General features: G+C 62.0%; 10 protein-coding genes. 3 read left to right on the top strand and 7 right to left on the bottom strand.

What is annotated here, in order from left to right; all coding sequences use genetic code 11:
* Positions 1-135 precede the first annotated feature (135 nt).
* Positions 136-576 carry a thioesterase family protein gene (locus tag A0251_RS01400; RefSeq protein WP_062815045.1) on the top strand — a complete coding sequence of 147 codons (441 nt, stop codon included), beginning with the start codon at positions 136-138 and terminating at the stop codon, positions 574-576.
* 36 nt (positions 577-612) lie between these two features.
* Here A0251_RS01400 and A0251_RS01395 read toward each other — a convergent pair whose 3' ends face one another.
* The 5 genes from A0251_RS01395 to A0251_RS01375 form a co-directional block, all read right to left on the bottom strand.
* The gene (locus A0251_RS01395; RefSeq protein WP_062815044.1) at positions 613-1,593 is read right to left on the bottom strand and encodes an NADPH:quinone oxidoreductase family protein; all 981 of its coding nucleotides are present in this window, start codon (positions 1,591-1,593) and stop codon (positions 613-615) included.
* Positions 1,594-1,796: 203 nt separating this feature from the next.
* Positions 1,797-4,886, bottom strand: a complete 3,090-nt coding sequence (locus tag A0251_RS01390; protein ID WP_062815043.1) for a penicillin acylase family protein — start codon at positions 4,884-4,886, stop codon at positions 1,797-1,799.
* 322 nt (positions 4,887-5,208) lie between these two features.
* Entirely contained in the window at positions 5,209-6,117 is a 909-nt protein-coding gene (locus A0251_RS01385) for a MerR family transcriptional regulator (protein WP_231866182.1), read from the bottom strand.
* Between the two features lie 111 nt (positions 6,118-6,228).
* The gene (locus A0251_RS01380) at positions 6,229-7,974 is read right to left on the bottom strand and encodes an SDR family oxidoreductase (RefSeq protein WP_062815042.1); all 1,746 of its coding nucleotides are present in this window, start codon (positions 7,972-7,974) and stop codon (positions 6,229-6,231) included.
* On the bottom strand, positions 7,974-8,660 hold the full coding sequence (locus tag A0251_RS01375) for a M24 family metallopeptidase (protein ID WP_062815041.1): 687 nt from the start codon (positions 8,658-8,660) through the stop codon (positions 7,974-7,976). Before A0251_RS01375 ends, A0251_RS01380 begins: the two co-directional genes overlap by 1 nt.
* A 251-nt stretch (positions 8,661-8,911) precedes the next feature.
* Here A0251_RS01375 and A0251_RS01370 point away from each other — a divergent pair, with 251 nt between their 5' ends.
* On the top strand, positions 8,912-11,203 hold the full coding sequence (locus A0251_RS01370) for a mechanosensitive ion channel domain-containing protein (RefSeq protein WP_404840815.1): 2,292 nt from the start codon (positions 8,912-8,914) through the stop codon (positions 11,201-11,203).
* 279 nt (positions 11,204-11,482) lie between these two features.
* On the opposite strand, the gene A0251_RS01365 is transcribed toward A0251_RS01370, so the two are convergent.
* Positions 11,483-12,328: a metal-dependent hydrolase gene (locus A0251_RS01365; RefSeq protein ID WP_062815039.1), complete on the bottom strand. Its 846-nt coding sequence runs from the start codon at positions 12,326-12,328 to the stop codon at positions 11,483-11,485.
* A gap of 86 nt (positions 12,329-12,414) precedes the next feature.
* On the opposite strand from A0251_RS01365, the gene A0251_RS01360 reads away from it, so the two are divergent.
* Positions 12,415-13,398, top strand: a complete 984-nt coding sequence (locus A0251_RS01360) for a hypothetical protein (RefSeq protein ID WP_062815038.1) — start codon at positions 12,415-12,417, stop codon at positions 13,396-13,398.
* Positions 13,399-13,540: 142 nt separating this feature from the next.
* Here the strand turns inward: A0251_RS01360 and A0251_RS01355 are convergent, their stop codons facing one another.
* Positions 13,541-16,420 carry a GGDEF domain-containing phosphodiesterase gene (locus A0251_RS01355; RefSeq protein WP_082810721.1) on the bottom strand — a complete coding sequence of 960 codons (2,880 nt, stop codon included), beginning with the start codon at positions 16,418-16,420 and terminating at the stop codon, positions 13,541-13,543.
* Positions 16,421-16,497 lie beyond the last annotated feature (77 nt).

Raw genomic sequence — 16,497 nt, 5'->3', positions numbered from 1 at the left:
AGCTCTGGCAATGCTCAAAACCCTCTTATTTCTGCTGTTGGAGCTATGCTTGCATGGCGAACAATGCTCCATTCGCCATGCAGGCATAGCTCCAACAGTTGCTTCGTAGAGTATTGATAAGTTTTGGAGAATGTCATGCCCCAGCCGTTCTGTTTCCGCTTTCGGGTGCGCTACAACGAATGCGACGCTCAGCAAGTGGTTTTCAATGCCCGTTACGGGGATTACGTGGATCTCGCCATGACCGAGTTCATGCGCGCCATGGGCTGTGACTACAACCAGCTGCTGGCCCAGGGGCTGGATAACCAGGTGGTGAAGCTGACCACGGAATGGCAATCCTCGGCACGCTTTGATGACGTGCTGGATGTGTTCGTATCCCTCACACACCTGGGCAACACCTCCTTCACTCTGGAAGCGGATATTCGCCATGCGGATGAAGGGCGCGCCATCGCTCGCGCGGAAGCGGTGTACGTGATGATGACCACGGAACCGTTTGCGAAAACGCCGGTGCCGGATGACCTGCGCGAGCTGCTACAGGCCGGGGCACCGGGTGTGGTGGTTGATCAGAGTGGGCGTTAAAAGCTGCAAGGCGTCTTACAGCTTGCGATTTGCGACTCAGTCGCCTGCCACATCCAGCACCACTTTGCCCTTGGCGGTACGTGAGGTGAGCGCGGCGAGCGCCTGTTCGTAGTCCTCGAACTTGAACACCTGGCTGATGCGCGGGTTGATCTTGCCCTGATTGAACAGCTGCATCAGTTCCATGATGTTCTGGATGTTGGTCTGTGGCTCCTTCTGAGTGAAGGCACCCCAGAACACGCCGACGATGGAGCAGCCTTTCAGCAGTGCCAGGTTGGCGGGGATTTTCGGAATGTCGCCGGCGGCGAAGCCGACGATCAGCAGGCGGCCGTTCCAGGCCATGTTGCGGATGGCGGCTTCGGTGAACTTGTCACCCACCGGGTCGTAGATCACGTCCACGCCTTTCGGGTAACGCTGTTTGAGGGCGTCCTTCAGGTCTTCCTCGGCGTAGTTGATCAGATCATCGGCGCCGGCCTCTTTGGCCACCGCCAGTTTCTCTTCACTGCTGGCACAGGCGATCACGGTGGCGCCCATGGCTTTGCCCAGTTCCACGGCCGCCAGGCCCACCCCGCCGCTGGCACCCAGCACCAGCAGGGTTTCCCCGGGCTGGATGTTGGCGCGCTGCTTGAGGGCGTGGTAGCTGGTGCCGTAGACCATGGAGAAGGCGGCGGCGGTGTGGTCGTTCATGCCGTCCGGCACCGGGATCAGCTGGTTTTCCGGCACCAGGATTTCTTCCGCAAAGGCACCGTAGCCGGTCAGGCCCATGACCCGCTGACCGGGTTTGAAACGCTGAACACCTTCGCCCACGGCCAGCACTTCACCGGCCATTTCGCCGCCCGGTGAAAACGGCAGCTCCGGCTTGATCTGGTACTTGCCTTCGATGATCAGGGTGTCGGGGAAATTCAGGCCGGCGGCCTTTACCCGCACCTTGACCTGACCCTTGCCCGGCTCGGGGGAAGGGATGTCGTCGATGACCAGCGTATTCGCCGGTCCCAGTTCCTTACACAAAATCGCGCGCATGCGTTGCTCTCCCGGAAATCTGTTTTTTATGTGTAGCAGACGCTAACGCCGATGGGGGGATTAGACAAATGCATGGGGTGGATGGGGGGGAATAAAGGCGGCTTATAAAGAAGGGTAGGAGCCATGCTCGCATGGCGAATAGCCCTGAGGATGGGCTATCGCGAGCCGGTTCGCCATGCAAGCATGGCTCCTACAGAGGGGGCTTACCGATGCCCGGTAAACTCCACCACCTGCTGGAAGGTGGGGCGGTTCTGCCAGTGGATGGCGGGGACCGTGGCCAGGCCGATGGCGCGATGCTGGATCTGGTCCTGGGTTTCGTCCACGTTCCAGCTGTCCATGCTGGCGATGCCGCCCAGTTCTGCTATGGCCTGGTTGAGGCTGTTGGCCAGGGCGCTGTGGCAGGTGGCCAGGTCATTGCTGCCGGCGCAGCGCAGGGCCCGGTAGGGGCTGGCGCTGGTGCCCGCGGCCTGTTCCAGCACCCGCTCCAGATAGCCGTAGTAGCCATTGTTATAGGCCGAGCCCATGGCGCCAGGTTTGTTGTCACGCCCCATCAGGGACAGGTTCTGGCCATCCACATCTTCCACAGCGGTAATCTGCGGCAGCAGGATGTCGATCATCAGCGGGTACCAGGCATCCATCAGGGCCACGGCGGCTTCCTCGTCGTAGTTGCCGTCACCGTCCCGGTCCCGGCGCAGGGCGCCGTTGGCGACCCAGTCCTGCATCAGGCGGATGGCGCTGTCCTGATCGCCGGTGACCGGCGCGCTTTCCAGCAACGCCAGGGCGGCGGGGACGATTTCCTGGCCGCGCAGATCTACGGTGGCGGCGTCGCCCATGGCTTCCACCATGCGCGCCCGGGTTACGCTGCCTTCCTCAACCAGTTGCTGCAGACGCACATCGAGGATGTCGTTGCGATGGGCGGAACCATAGGGCGCATGGGCGTCGGCGGCCCACCAGTCCCGGGCCGGGCGGTTGTTCCAGCTGGCCAGGTAGCCGCGCGGCGGGTTGCTCTCCTGCGGGTGTGCCTGTTGCGGGATAAAGCCGTTCCAGTCGTACTGGCCATTGCCCCAGCTGGGCAACTCCGGATGGATGCCGTTGGCCCGTTGCGGGTAGTCGCCGGAATGGAAGAAGGCGATATCCCGATCATCGATATAGAACCAGTTAAAGCTGCCGGTGGTGTTGTGGAACACGTCGTAGAAACTCTGCACGTCGTGCACATCATTGCGGCTGGCCTGCAGGAACGGCAGGGCGGTATCCAGCTCGGCGAAGTAGGTGCTGCGCTGGCGGGTGACCGCCACGGGCATGCCGGACACGGTGGCAAAGCCGATCACCGGGCCGTATTCCTCGGTGCGGATCACCCGGCGAGTGACCGCTTCGTTCTGACCCACTGCTTCCGGATCGGTGGAAGAGGCCAGATTCCAGCGGGCCACCCATTGCTCGTCGATCACATCGAAGGGTTTGCACTGGCCGTTGACCTGGTAGCCACCCTCACCATGGGCCGGCGACTCCGCCGGTTCACAGCGCTGCACGACGCGCACGTCGGTCAGGTCGGAGCTGCCGGAGGTCGCGCTCCAGGCGAAGTCAGGGCCGCGCCCGATGACCACATAGGGCAGGCCGGTGAAGGTCATGCCGCGGGTGTTGATGTCGCCACCATGGACGGCCATTTCCAGCAGCAGCTGGGGCACGAAATAGCTGGTCTGCGGACCGAACACGGCCAGTGGCTGGCCGCTGGCGGAATGCTCCGCATTGAGCAGCAGGGCATTGGACATGACGCTGGGGAAGCCGTCACGCAGACCCTGAATACCGGTTTCGATGGCGGCGATGCGCTGCATGGCCTGTTGCTGCTGTTGCTCGCTGAGGCTGTGCTCCCGGGTCCAGAGTGCGGGCAACTGGCGAGTGAGACTGGCCCACTGCTGTGACAGGGCCTGGCCGCCATCGTCCAGGAAGGACAGGGACAGGATGCCGCCGAGCAGGTCCCCCACGGTATCCAGCAGACCACCGACCACACCGGTGCCGGGCAGGGCGGGCACATTGCCCAGGGCTTCCGGACACTCGGGCTGGCCGGGGCGGCCACAGGGTGCATGGCTGAGCGGGTCATAGCTCTGGAAGGAGCCGGCATCGAACATCACCGCGCCGGGGAACTGGCCAGCCAGCTCACCACTGAGCGGGCAGGTGTCCGGTAGCGTGGGGGGCGATTGGGTAGCGAAGGATGTGGTGGTGGTCACGGAGGATTCCGGATCGGTGCCATGACGCAGGTCCTTCCACAGGTCGCAGGCGATGTCCTTGCTGCCGGTCTGGGTCTCCAGGGCCTGGAGCAGCAGCACATTGTTGTGCTCGTTGCCGCCGCCGCCGGCGAAGATGCCCTGGATCAGGGTGGCGATGGCGACCACGTCTTCAATCACGAACGGTTCCAGTTGCACCCCCAGGGCCACGTATTCCACGGGCACTTGCAGCAGCCCGCTACGGGCGTCGGCCACGTACTGGTTGAGGCCGGCCACATAGTTGGTGGCATCATCGAACACTTGGGCGCCATCGTCGCCGAAGCGGGCGATGGTATTGGCGATCATGGTGGTGCGGTCCTCTTCCCGGTAGGGAGCGTTGACGGCGATATCCTTGTCAAAGGAGAAGTCTGCCGGCCCCAGGAAGCGGGATAGCTCACCGCGCCCGGCGCGGCGCAGTACGTCGAGCAGGAACAGGCGATCGGCGGCGGTCACATAGCCCACGCCAAACAGGGCATCGCGACGGGAGTCACCGAAAATGTGGGGCACCCCGAAATTGTCGCGCTTGATATCCACCTGATAGCCGGCCGCATCCAGGCTCAGCTCGCTTTCCCAGTTGCCCGCGTCCGGCGCCAGCAGTGGGGCGGCCTTGAAGTAGTCGCCGAGCTGGTCATCGGTCAGCCCGGGTTCGCTGCGCACCAGGGCATCGTAGAGAGCGAGCTGGTCGTCGAAATGGGGCTCCTTGCTGAGGGCCGGTACCAGGCCGGTTTCCGCCACCAGGTCGTCGAACAGGGTGCTGAGCAGATCGCCCAGGCCGGGAATGTCGGCAGCCAGGTTGGCCACCCCGCCGATATCATCCTGACCCGGGGGCAGGATATTGAGCACAGTGCCGTAATCCGCAAAGGGGGCGGTGACATTGGAAGGACGCGGTTCCGGGCCCGTGGGTGTTTCCGGCGTCGATGGATTGCTGGGTGTGGGGGTGTTGCTGGCGGGTGCCGGGTTGCTGGAACCGCCGCCGCCACAGGCGGCAAGCAGGCTGGCGCTCAGCAGGGTACTGAGTAACAGGCCGGGTTTCATGGGGCTCTCCTCGGGACATTATTATTTTGGCAGGGCGAACAAGATTCGCACTAACGTCCCAAGATTGGCATTCCCGCGGGTATGAAGGGAGCCCCGGCAACAAAACAGCAAGAAAAGCCAACCGGCGGCTAATCATGTATCGGTGTGTAAAGGAGGGGGGGTGTGTAGGAGTGTCGCTGGCGGCGTGATTTTGTGAGGTGCGAGTTTCGAAAATCAAACCCTATCGCTTTAGGGCCGGGTTTTCGCTCCCCGTGACTCGTACCTTGAAGCTGGGGGTATGATCGCGTCGCCAGCGACGTGCCTACGCAGAGGCGTGGTGTGTTCAGATATTCTTTTCGATATGCGCCAGCACGTTGGCCAGGCGGTCGACCAGAATCTTGTTGATGCTCTTTTCCAGTACCCGGCCCAGCTCGTCACTGACCACCGCGTCGGCCAGCGGGCGGATGCGGGTGATAAAGTCGGCCAGTTTGGGCACGTCTTCGCCTTCCGGCAGGGCCTCGTCACCGTACTTCTCGTCCACCAGGTGGTGGATGATCATGCCGATGAAACGCTCGGCCAGCTTGTCCACTTCCTCGCGCACCAGGGTCACGTGGGTGAGCACCGCGTCCAGGGGGACACCGGCTTCGCTGAGTTCCTTGCCGGCGTTGTAAATGCGCGGGTAGGGAATGCGCAGGCGCATGCCCTCGGGAATGATGTAACCCAGCTTCACAGCCTTGGTCATCACTTCCGGGGTGATGTCTTCGCCGAAGTCATCCAGCAGGTCCTGGTAATCCAGGTAGGAGGGCACGCTGGGGGTCTGCCAGGAGGTGACCGCCACTTCCAGGCCGAGAATATCGTTGAGCTCGCGGCCCTGTTCCCAGGCGCTGAGCAGGTCGCGGATATTGTTCAGGGTGTAGCCGCGCTCCAGCAGAGCACCAATGATCTTCAGGCGCGCCAGATGCACATCGGTATAGATACCGGTACGTCCGCGTTTTTCCGGGGGCGGCAGAATGCCCCGATCCTGATAAGCCCGTACGTTACGCACCGTGGAGCTGGCCTCACGGGCCAGTTCGTCGATGGTAAATTCCTTGTGGTTGCCGGCTTCAGCCTGAAGCGCTCCGGTCACAGGCTGGGTGTATTTCTTCAGGCTGCGCAGGATAGCGGCGGGATTGCGGTCACTGGTTTTCATGCCAGCGATGATAGCCCGCTTTTTGCACAGGCGCCACAGCTTGCGGCGTTCGCAGGATGGCATTTCGCGCCACAAATGTGACTGCTTTCACTCAACGGTGTGCCGATCGCGGGGAAGGCGGCGCGTTTGCAGGAAGCGATGTCCGTATCACCGCCTGCAAACGGGTGGCCGGTGTCAGGGGCTGATTTCCACCTGGGCCAGATTGCGGGCCAGGGACGGGGTGAAGCGCCCCAGCCACTGCATGCCTCGGGCTTCCGGACTGACGGGGACCACCGCCCGGTTTTTCTCCACCGCCTCGACAATGGCCCGGGCCACCCGGTCCGGGGTGAAGGCACGGCGCTGGTAGAGCTTGTGGGCGTGCTGGCGACGGCGGTCCTGCTCGTCGTTGTCCACGCCCACAAAACGGGTGTTGCGGGTGATGGGCGTATCGATGATGCCCGGGCAGATGGCGCTGACGCCGATGTTATGGTCGCCCAGTTCGGCGCGCAGACATTCGCTGAACATCAGCACGGCACTTTTGCTGGTGGCGTAGGCGGGCAGCATGCGCGAGGGCATGAAGGCGGCGGCGGAGGCCACGTTGACGATGTGGCCGGCGCGGCCCTGATCAACCATCTGGCGAGCGAACAGGCGAGAGCCATGAATAACGCCCCACAGATTCACGCCCAGCACCTGTTGCCAATCCTTCACGCTGGTATCCAGCAGCGAGCCGGACAGGCCGATGCCGGCGTTGTTGACCACGATATCCGGTGCACCCAGTTCCTTTTCCACCCAGTTGGCCAGGGCTTCCATGGAGCGGGTACTGCTCACGTCGCACTTGCGGCTGAGGGCATTGCCCCCTTCGGCGTTAATGATGCGGGCGGTGGCGGCGGCAGCTTCGGTGTTGATATCGGTGCATACCACCAGGGCGCCACGGCGGGCAAAGGCCAGGGCGGTTTCCCGGCCGATGCCGGAGCCGGCACCGGTGATCACCACTCGCTTGCCGCTGTCCGGGCCTTTCAGCTGCTTGCCGGTGACCTCACTGCGTTGCAGCGGGCCGGACGCGGGGGCGCCGTCAATGTGCTGAATAAAGTCACGGATCCAGTCGGCAGTCACGTCCGGGTGTTGCAGTAATGGGCCCCAGTGGCCGCAATCCAGCTCCCGACGCCACAGCCGGTCGGTCCACTGGGACAGGTCTTCCAGCATGGCCGGGCGCACGTAGTTGTCGTCACGGGCGACGATCAGTTGCACCGGCACTTTGGTGTACCGCTCCCGGGGCTTGAGCAGGCAGGGCAGCATGTTGGCCCGATACAGCTCGATGCCATGGGTGCCGTCCTGCAGTTGGGTGGCACTGGGTTCGCTGTCCAGGTTCTCGGTGCGACGCAGCACCTGTGGCCAGGCCTTGGCCAGCCCGGCTTTCCACAGGGCCGGGGCCAGGACCGGTAGCTGGAAGGCGCCGATGTACCAGGAATGGGAAAGCTGGTTGAGCACAACGCCGATTTTCTGTTCGCGCAGCCGGGCCTTCATCCACTGGCCCACATGGTCCAGACAGGGGCCGGACAGGGTGGTGTAGGAGGCAATGCGCTGCTCGGCCCCCGGGTCGGTGACCGATTCCCAGGTCTGGATGGAGCCCCAGTCGTGGCCCACCAGATGGACCTTTTCATTCGGGCTGACCGCATCCATGACCGCATGCAGATCGTCACGCAGCTCGCGCAGCTTGTAGGCTGCCCGGCCTTTTGGCACGGAAGAATTGCCGGCACCGCGCACGTCGTAGGCGACCACCTTGAAATGCCGGCTGAGCCGTTCGGCCACCTTTTCCCAGACGTGGTTGGCGTCCGGATAACCGTGCACCAGGATTACGGTGGGGCTCTTGTCCGCACTCCAGGTACGCACAGCCAGGTTCACGCCATCACGGCTTACGGTTGTATCGCGCCACTGCACCATCAGGCTGCTTCCTCTTGATTGTCGTTATGGCTGGTGTCGAGCAGGTGGGCCGGGGTGGCGGTCAGCCAGCGCGGGCCCTGGTCATCCATCAGCAAAAATTCACTGCACGCAACGCTGTACGGGCCATCGCTGAGGGTCAGTTGCCACTGCCACAGCCCCTGGATCAGCGGTGCGTCATCGATGCGGTTGCCCTCCGGCAGGCTGCCGGTGAGCGGTGCCAGCCGGTAATGCTGACGCAGGCCGGGGAAGCGGCTGGCCAGTTGCTGCGGGGTGACACCCTCACGCAGGGCCGTCGGCAGTTGCTCGCGGAACTGGCGCAGGCGGCTATGCAGGGGGGCCAGCTCGGCACTGGCGGGGCCGCTCAGGCTGGCCTTGGCGGCATGGCCGTTCTGCACCGCATCGCAACGCAGTATATAGCGCATCCCGATCCGGTAGCGGCGCTTTCCCGGTCTGTTCAGGCCAAAGCGACGGCGGGTCGGCTGTCCGGCAAAGCGCACCTTCGGCGGGCGGGCCGGATCAAACACCTGATGGGCGCGCAGCCAGTCGCGGATCAGCAGTTCGCAGTCCTGTTCGCTCATCCCCGGTTGCAGGGACGCGGCAATAATCTGCAGGCACTTGTTGGCCAGCGCCTGGCTATGGAGATAGGGAGCCAGAGCCTGGGAGTCCGGGGTCCAGAATGCGCTCATGAGCACCTCCGCCGAATATTGTTATGAAATGGAGACTGATCATTACAGTGGGCAATGTCACGGTCAACCGGTGTGATTGGCATTCCTGCAGCGGCCCGGCTTCATTTGGGTCAATGCCGCGTGACAATTCCGGTACAGGATTTTCGCGCGATCTTCACATTTTTCCTGACGCCAATTGTTAGGGTATGCGTCTGAATATGCTTCAAACATAGCGGTTGATCCGGCAAAAAGCCGGCACTAAGGAGATGAGAGTGCGCCATCAAGCCCGTCATTTACGGGGCCTGACAGCCCTTTTTGCCCTGTTGTTAGTGATGTTGACGACGGCATTGCCCGCCCAGGAAGCCCCTCCTGGAGCCCAGGAGTACGGGGAGCTGGCGGAATTGCTGGAGAACGAGACCACGCGCCAGCAGCTGATTGACCAGCTACGGGGTTTACAGGCGGCCGCCAACCCGGCGCCGCTGGGCGTGGCCGGGGAAGTGCCACCCTCGGAAATTGCCGCCCAGGCCCCCAGCGGGCAGACCGCCGACCAGGTGTCCCTCGCTCGCCGTATGGCTTCGGCCACCGGCAACCTGGCCGGGGATATGGGGCGGCAGTTCGCGGCCTTGAGCGGCCTGGTCACCGGCTGGTTTGTCAGCGATGACAGCGCCGGTGAGGCGGCTGTCAGCACCACGGTCAACATGAAAGCGGTCACCGCGGCGTTACTGAATCTGGCCATTCTGGTAGTGGTCACCTTTGTGGTGTTCTGGGTGTTGCGTACCCTGGCGGGTTCGGCCTTTGGCCGCCTCAGCCACTGGGCCCGGGCCGGGTCGGAGAAGTTGGCGATTCTGCGCACCACGGTGGCGGTGGCAGTCGGTGCCCTGCTGGATGTCATTGTGGTGGCGCTGGCCTATCTGGCCGGGACCTTTGTGGCGCCGGTACTCACCGAGCAGTTGGGCGCGGATGCCACACGACTGGCCCTGTTCCTGAATGCCTTCCTGATCGTGGAACTGGCCAAGGCCGGGCTGCGGATGTTCTTTTCGTCCCGTTACGAGGGCCTGCGGTTGCTGCCAGTGGCGGCGGACCAGGCCAGTTACTGCAACCGCTTCCTGGCCCGTGAGGCCGGGCTGATCGGCTACGGCATGCTGGTGCTGGTGCCGGTGCTGAACTTCAACGTGTCCCCTGCGGTGGGCAGTGGTGCCGGCTCCCTGATCATGCTGGTGGCGCTGATCTATGCCGCCGGGGTGATTTTGCGCAAGCGCCCGGTGTTGCGTGAGGCACTGACCCATCGAGCCAATGCCAGCTATGGGCCGATCCGTCTGTCGTTGTTGCTGTTGGCGCGCACCTGGCACTGGCTGGCGCTGGCCTATGCGTTGCTGGTGTTTGCCGTCACCGTACTGAATCCGGAGACCGCCTTGCCCTATGTGGCCATGGCGACCCTGGAAACCCTGATCTATGTGGGCGTGGGGCTGCTGGTGTCAGTGGCGCTTGGGCAACTGATCGGCAAGGAAATCCAGTTTTCCGAGCGACTCAATGCCAGCATGCCGCGGCTGCAGGCGCGGGTGAATACCTATGTTCCCACGGCCTTGAAACTGATCCGCGCGCTGATTCTGGCGCTGGTGGTAGTGCTGTCGCTGGATGCCTGGGAGCTTTATGATCTGGCCGCCTGGTATGCCACCACGGCCGGTGCCCAGACGGTGTCTGCGCTGATCGATATCCTGATCATCCTGGGGCTGGCGGCGGCCCTGTGGATTGCGCTGGCAAGCCTGGTGGAGCACAAGTTCAGCCCGGGAGAAAACAGCACCGCGGCCCAGGCTGCCCGCGGGGAAACCCTGCTCGGACTGTTCCACACCACCTTGGCCATCACCATCATCATCATGACCACCATGATCGTTCTGTCCGAGATCGGTATTGATATCGGCCCGCTGATTGCCGGTGCCGGTGTGCTGGGTCTGGCCATTGGTTTCGGTGCTCAGAAGCTGGTCCAGGACGTGATCACCGGTGTGTTCATCCAGCTGGAAAATGCCATGAACACCGGCGATTTTGTCAGCGTCGGCGGCAACTCCGGGACCGTGGACCGGGTGGGTATCCGCTCCGTGGCCCTGCGGGATCTGTATGGTACCTACCACATCGTGCCGTTCTCCTCGGTGGATGCGGTGTCCAACTTTACCCGTGAATTCGGTAACCACGTGGGTGAATACGGTATTGCTTACCGCGAAAGCATCGATGATGCCATCGTTCAGCTGGAAGCGGCCTTTGAAGAACTGAAGGAAGGCGATCACAAGGATAATATCCTGGCACCCATGACGGTGGCCGGGGTCACCGCCCTGGCGGACAGCTCGGTGAACATCCGCGTGGTGATCAAGACCACGCCGGGCAACCAGTGGGCGGTGGGTCGTGCCTTCAACCGTCTGGTGAAGATCTACTTCGACAAGGCCGGCATCGAGATTCCGTTCCCCCATACCACCCTGTATTTCGGGGAGGACCGGGACGGCAAGGCGCCGGCAGGCAACATCCGCCTCACCGACGACCGGGTGGTGTCCACCCAGGGAGGCAACGACGGGTAAGGCCGGTGCCTGCCACGGCAGGCGTTGTTGAACATCAATGTTTCACCACAGAGGGCACAGAGCTCACGGGGAAAACTTTTCTCTGTTTGCTCTGTGCCTTTTTTGATGATGCTGCTGAATTCTGGAGCGCCGCCAGGGATTGCGTAGGGTGCAGTTCGCCTTAGGCTCAGTGCACCCTACGTTTGCAACGTTGCGGGGTTTTTGCGCCAAAAAAAAGGGCCGGCATGAATGCCGACCCTGAGAGTCACCGGAAAAGGGAGAGCTCGGTGATGGAAAGTGTCAGGCGGCCTCCTCCTTGAGGAGGTCGCCCAGCAAGGCGTCAAAGTTTTTCAACTGTTCGCTGTTGTCGTGGTCCCAGGGATGGAAACCGGGCTTGAACCAGTCGAACCAGGGCTTGGTGATATTGCGGAAAATGCCCTTCTTGCCCCAGGTGTGCTTGGCCACGGCGCGCCAGCCTTTCAGGTCGGTCAGGCCGCCCTTGATGCGCACGTTGTGCAGATAGAAGGGAATCATCAGGGCGAAAAAGACGCCGGTGGCGGCGACCAGGGTGCCGCTGCGCAGGGCATAGGCGCCCAGGTTGCTGTCGTCGCCGATGGCTACCTGGTAGACATCGAAGGCCACAGCCTTGTGTTCGGTTTCTTCCAGGGCATGCCAGTTCCAGATGGCCTTGTAGCCATCGTCGGCACCTTCCAGAATCTCCGGCAGATCCAGCAGGCCGCCGCCGAGGATGGCGGTCAGGTGCTCCAGGGCCACGGTGGCGGCCAGCTGGAAGGATTGCGGGGAATAGTCCTGCACCGCTTTCAGCAAACGGGCCACGAAGGCTTCCTGGGCATGCAGGGGAATACCGGCCTGGGCCACGAAATCGTTGTATTCTTCGTGCTCACGACCGTGCATGGCTTCCTGGCCGATAAAGGCGGTCACGGCCTTTTTCAGCTCGGGATCCGTGATCTGGTCACGGTAATTGCGTACGCTGTCGATGAAAAAGCGTTCCCCCACCGGGAAAAACAGGCTCATGGTGTTCATGAACTGGCTGACATTCAGGCCATCCCGGTGCCAGGTCAGGGCCTTGGCCGGGTTCAGGTTGAATTTCAGATTGCGACGGATGGGAAGAATCGAGATCGCCATGGTGCGTACCTCCGTAACTGTTACATCATTCGATGATACAATTGCTGTGTCACACAGCAAGGGTTTTCCACCGGGAAATGAAAAAAATGGCGGATAATAAACAGGAAGTTGCTAATCGTTTACTCGATGGTCTGGTCGAGCATCTGCTGGCCAAATTGTCGCCGGCACAGCTGGACGGGCTGATCGAGCAGGAGCTGGATTACGCCCTGGATGTGGCCACGCGCTACACCCTGAACGATTGGGTCAGTGCCGAGCAGATTCGTATCACCGCCCAGAAATATGCGGCGGAAATGGACATCAGTGGCGCCATCCCCGAGCTGGTCGGCGACATGGTGGAGCAGTTCTACGACCACGGTATCCAGAGTGACCGCCTGATCGGCGATGTGGTCGACGAGGACGTGGTGATGGCCCTGCTGGACAAGGTGCTGGAGATTCCCCTGTCCCGTCAGAGTATGGCCTGGCTGGGCCGTAACCCGGTGTTGCTGGCATTGCTGGCCGGCGGTGCGCAGCTGGGGTTGAAGACCCTGTTGCACCAGGGTCTGCCGCCGGCACTGCATGACCAGCTGCGCAAGCGCCTGCCGGCCCGCTGGCTGGGCAGCCTGGAAGTGCGTCTGCAGGAATGGCTGCTCAAGCGCATGGAGCAATTGCTCAGTGATCCCTGGCTATACCGGGATGAAAACCTGGACGAGCTGCGTGAACTGGTGCTGGTCGCCTGGCAGGAATTCTCCCAGCGCCCGGTGGCCGAGTTGCGCGAACTGATCAGCAGCGAAGATATCCAGGAGCTGTTCGTGATCGGCTTCGAGTACTGGCGCGAGCTGCGCCACACGGATTATTTCATTGCCATGCTGGATTCCGGGGTCAACGCCTTCTTCGACAAATACGGCGACACCACCCTGATGGGGCTACTCGACGAGTTGGGCGTGACCCGCGCCCTGATGCTCGATGACGCCCGCCGCTTCCTGCCCCCGGTGATGGAGAAACTGCGCGCCGAAGGCCTGCTTGAGGCGTGGCTGCGCAGGCATCTGGAGGGGTATTTTCAGCGGCCGGAGACGTTGGAGCTGCTTAATTAATAGTTAATAATGAATAATTAATAACTCGCGGGGCAACATTGACTGGTCCTGTAACGCAAGAGGCCGCGCCCAGACTTTGGGCGCGGCCTCTTGCGTTTGAGAAGCCCGCAACGCAAACGCGCGCGTTATTCATTATTAACTATTAATTATCAATTGCCTTTCTATACGCCTGCGTATGCAGCAACTCCACCAGCTCCTTCTCCGGCACCGGGCGGCTGATCAGGTAGCCCTGGATGCTGTCGCAGTGCATGTCGCGGAGAATGCTCAGGTGGGCGTCGGTTTCCACGCCTTCGGCGACCACGTTCATTTGCAGGCTGTGGGCCATGTCGATGATGGCCCGGGTGATGGCGGCGTCGTCCGGGCTCTTGTCCAGATCCATGATGAAGGAACGGTCGATCTTCAGGGTGTCCACCGGGAAACGCTTCAGGTAGCTCAGTGACGAGTAGCCGGTGCCGAAGTCGTCCAGGGCCAGTTCGATGCCGCGGGTCCGCAACTGCTGGAGCAATTCGATGTTCTGCTCCATGTCTTCCATGATCAGGCTTTCGGTGAGTTCCAGTTCCAGCAGGTGGGCCGGCAGTTCAGTGCTTTCCAGTACCCGGTCCACGATTTCCGCCACATTACCCTTGCGGAATTGATGGGCGGACAGGTTCACCGATACGCAGATATCGCCCAGCCCCTGTTTGTGCCACTGGTGGGCCTGACGGCAGGAGCGTTCCAGTACCAGTTCGCCGATGGCGGAGATCAGCCCGGTCTCCTCGGCCAGCGGAATGAAATCCGCCGGTGGCAGCAGGCCCATGGTGGGATGCTGCCAGCGTACCAGGGCTTCCACGGAGTTGATGCGATTACTGGCCAGGTCCATTTTCGGTTGGTAATAGACCACGAATTCGTTCTTGAAAATGGCCTTGCGCAGGCTGGTTTCCAGGGCCAGCTGTTCCACCGAGGCCACCCGCATGTTGCTGCGATAGAACTGGAAATTGTTGCCGCCACTGCGCTTGGCCTGGTACACCGCCATGTCCGCCTGGTTGATCATGCTCTGGGCTTCCTTGGCGGTGTCCGGGAACACGCTGATGCCGATGCTGGCGCCCAGCAGCAGTTCGTGGCCGTCGATCATGAAGGGCTTCTTCATGGCGTTGATCAGTTTCTGGCAGTGCTGGCTGATGGCGCCTTCACCACCGTGATTTTCCAGCAGCAGGGTAAATTCGTCGCCGCCCACCCGGGCAAGATTTTCTTCACCGCCGGCATGTTGGCCGATGCGCTCTGCGGCGGCCTTGAGCAGGCGGTCGCCGATTTCATGCCCCAGGGATTCGTTGATCGGTTTGAAACGGTCCAGGTCGATCATCAGCAGCGCCACCTTTTCCCGGTTCAGGCGTGCCAGGGTCAGGGACTTGTGCAGGTGTTCGCGGAACTGGGTGCGGTTGGCCAGGCCGGTGAGCCGGTCGTAGTTGGAAAGGAACTGCAGCTGTTGTTCGGTTTCCTTGCGGGCGGTCAGGTCGGACATCATGCCCACATAACGGATCACCCGTTTCTGTTCATCGCGCACGGCGCTGACTTGCAGCCACTCCGGGAAGGGCTCGCCATTGCGGCGGGTTTCGTTGATCTCGCCTTCCCAGAAGCCGCTTTCATTCAGCGCAGCGGTAATCATCTTGTAGGTGTCGCTGTTGGCGGCGGTTTCATGGTGATCCAGCACCTGTTTGCCCAGCACCATGGATTCGCTGTAGCCGGTAATCTGTTCGAAGCGGGCATTCACCGCCAGGAAGCGGAACTTGTGGTCGAGAATGAAGATGCCTTCCGGGGCATTGTCGAAAACGGTGGCGGACAGTCGCAGCTGCTCCTGGCTCTGGCGGTCTTCGGTGATGTCCCGGCGGGTGCCGATCATGCGCAGGGCGCGGCCCTGGTCTGACCACTTCACCACCCGACCTTCGTCTTCGATCCAGCGCCAGCTGCCATCCGCATGGCGCAGGCGGTATACCGCATGATAACGGTCATTCTGCCCCTTGAAATGAGACACCATGGCGCGGCGAATGCGGGTCAGATCCTCCGGGTGGACCAGGGTTTCCAGGTCCCCGAAGAAGTTCTTGAAGTAGGCGCCGTCATAGCCCAGCAACCGGTCGAAATTGGTGTGGTAGTTGCGCCCGGTATCCAGCATCCAGTCCCACAGGCCGATATTGCTGGCTTCCAGGGCCAGCTCCAGGCGCTCACTGGTGGCGGCCAGGGCCTGGTTGGTTTCCCCGAGCGCCCGGGTGCGTTCCTGCACCATGGATTCCAGTCGCTCGTTGGTTTCCTGCAGGCGCTGACGGGCTTCCTTGCGCTCGTAGATTTCCTGGGCCAGTTTCTCGTTGAGTGCTTCCGCGTCGCTGCGGGCCCGGTTCAGGTAGTCGATCAGCGAGCGGTTGCTGGCCTGCAGCATCATTGCCTGGTGGCCGGTCTGGTTGATGCGCCGGGCGGCGAACAGGAAGAACAGCCCCAGCAATGACATCAGCAGCATCAGCGATAGCTGGCCGTGCTCCTGGGTTTCCGACAACCGCAGCATGCCGGGCCCGAGCAGCATTAACAGGTACAGGAAGACGGTGGGGAAATGGCTGCTGTAGGCGGCCAGGGCCATGGTGCTCAGGCCCAGGCCCAGGCAGGCAATGGTGAGCTGGGCGGCCAGCATGTTGTCGGCGAACAGGGTGTCCAGCGGATTGAACAGGTAACCGGCGGCACCCAGTATCAGCGGGGTGCTCAGGGCAATCACAGAGAGAATATGGCGGCAGTGGGGGGTGGCAAGATCGTTGCGCAGACGACGATGGCACAGAGGCAGGGCGATCATCTTGGCGGTTTGCACGATCGCCAGAATTCCCAGCCAGGTCAGCAGGTTTTGCCGGGGAACCGGCGTGTCCCAGTAGGCCCACACCAGGGTAATGGCGCTGGCGACTTCCAGCAAAATCAGTACCGCAATGCCACTCAGTAACAATTGGCACTGTTCAGTGACCACGCCATTGAACGGCGGAGCGGTTCGGGTTTGCGGAGACTGCGAAGACACCTTGATTATTATCCTCTGGCGTGTAGCCGAGTGTTTTTGTTTTCCAGTTTACCTATCGGCGCAGACAAGGGAAACCG

Source organism: Alcanivorax sp. NBRC 102024, from assembly GCF_001602235.1.
Lineage (GTDB): Bacteria > Pseudomonadota > Gammaproteobacteria > Pseudomonadales > Alcanivoracaceae > Alcanivorax.
Note: the sequence above shows the minus strand (reverse complement) of the source record. Positions and strands in the feature narration are given on the sequence as shown.